Source organism: Acidobacteriota bacterium, from assembly GCA_028874215.1.
In the GTDB taxonomy this organism is placed as follows: Bacteria; Acidobacteriota; UBA6911; order RPQK01; family JAJDTT01; genus JAJDTT01.
In genome coordinates this window covers 1-2,015 of record JAPPLF010000005.1, presented here as the reverse complement: position 1 = coordinate 2,015, position 2,015 = coordinate 1, and the positions used below count along the sequence as shown (strand labels likewise).

General features: G+C 65.5%; 1 protein-coding gene. It reads left to right on the top strand.

The features are described from left to right. Positions 1-1,556 (top strand): adenylyl-sulfate reductase subunit alpha (aprA, locus tag OXT71_00920; protein MDE2924945.1); only part of this gene is annotated, 1,556 nt, incomplete at its 5' end. Positions 1,557-2,015 lie beyond the last annotated feature (459 nt).

Here is a 2,015-nt window from a genome sequence, read left to right as displayed (position 1 = left end):
ACATCGCGCGCCACGTCGACTCCACGGTGCACAAGTTCGAGGAGTGGGGCCTTCCGATCATGAGGGACCCGGAGACCGGGCGTTATCAGCGGGAAGGCAAGTGGCAGATCATGATCCACGGCGAGAGCTACAAGCCCATCGTCGCCGAGGCCGCCCGCAAGGCCGCCGCCGAGGTCTACAACCGGATCATGGTGACCCACCTGCTGACGGACCGGACCAAGCCCAACCGCGTCGCAGGCGCAGTCGGGTTCAACGTCCGCAGCGGGGAGTTCTACATCTTCCGCGCCAAGGCCGTGATCGTCTCCGCCGGCGGCGCGTCGCACATCTTCAAGCCGCGCGCGGTGGGCGAAGGCATGGGGCGCACCTGGTACGCGCCCTGGAGCAGCGCGTCGGCCTATGCGCTGCCGATCCTGGTCGGCGCCAAGATGACCCAGATGGAGAACCGGATCGTCCTGACCCGCTTCAAGGACGGCTACGGGCCGGTCGGCGCCTACTTCCTCCACCTCAAGACCTACACCGAGAACGCCTACGGGGAGGAGTACGAGTCCAAGTGGTACGACCAGACCAAGGCGCTGGTCGGCGACTACATCGACATGCACCCGGTGCCGACCTGCCTGCGCAACCATGCCTTCCTGGAGGAGGTCAAGGCCGGCCGGGGCCCCATCCGCATGGTGACGAAGGAGGCCTTCGCCGACCCGCACAAGGAGCAGGTCGGCTGGGAGAATTTCCTGGGCATGACCATCGGGCAGGCGGTGGTCTGGGCGTCTCAGAACATCGATCCGAAGTACACCAACCCGGAGCTGACCACGTCGGAGCCCTACGTCATGGGCTCGCACGCCACGTGCTCGGGCGCCTGGGCGAGCGGCCCGGAAGACTGCGCGCCGGCGGACTACCAGTGGGGCTACAACCGGATGATGACCGTCGACGGGCTGTTCGGCGCCGGCGACACCATCGGCGGCTCCGCCCACAAGTTCTCGTCGGGGTCCTACACGGAAGGCCGGATCGCAGGCAAAGCGGCGGTCAACTACGTCAACGACCTGAAGGGCGAGCAGCCGCAAGTCAGCGAGAAAGAGTACGAAGACCTCAAGACGGTCATCTATCAGCCCCTGGAGACCTACCGGGTCAATCGCAACGAGATCGTCGCGGGCACGGTCTCGCCGAGCTACATCCTGCCGATTCACGGCCTCCAGCGTCTCGAGAAGATCATGGACGAATACGTCGGCGGCATCAGCGCCAACTACACGACGAACGAGCCCATGCTCACCCGCGGGCTGGAGCTGCTGAACATGCTGAAGGAGGACCTCGACCATCTTGGGGCCGAGGACCTGCACCAGCTTCAGCGGGCGTGGGAGCTTCACCACCGGGTCGTGGCCTCGGAGGCCGTGACCCATCACACGATGTACAGGACCGAAACGCGCTGGCCGGGATACTACTACCGGGGCGATCATCCAAAGCTGGATGACGGCGACTGGCACTGCTTCACCCTGTCCCGCTACGACCGAGACTCCGGGGAATGGGCGATGGAGAAGGCCCCCGTCTACCACATCGTGGATTAGCCCTACCCGACCGGGCGGGATCGTGCCCCGTTGCGGCACATTCGGGTCTCCGCTCGTCGCGCAGTCTAAGCCCCCCCTCCTCACCCCGGCCCTCTCCTCCCCTCGGGGGAGGAGAGGGAGAACGGGCGGCGCCGTTTACGTCCCCCTCCGCCCTCCCGGGCCGCAGGCCCGGCCGGCGCGACTGCACCGCGCGCGAATGCGCGTAGGCAAGCGAGCGGAGCGAGCGTCCGATCCCAGGGGTTCCTGACCATTCCAAGTTGTTCCCATATCTCGTGTGTATTCAGAAGGTTGGTGGTGATATCGGCCCTTGCGTTCCAAACTGTTCTCTCCCATTATCGATTCAGTTGTGGGACGCAGTGTGGGTGGGAACTTCATGGGATTCCAAGGTAGCGCCGCCGAGAAAACCGCCAGACCGGGACGCCTCAACGCAGCCTTCGTCCGAACCGTCAGCCGACCGGG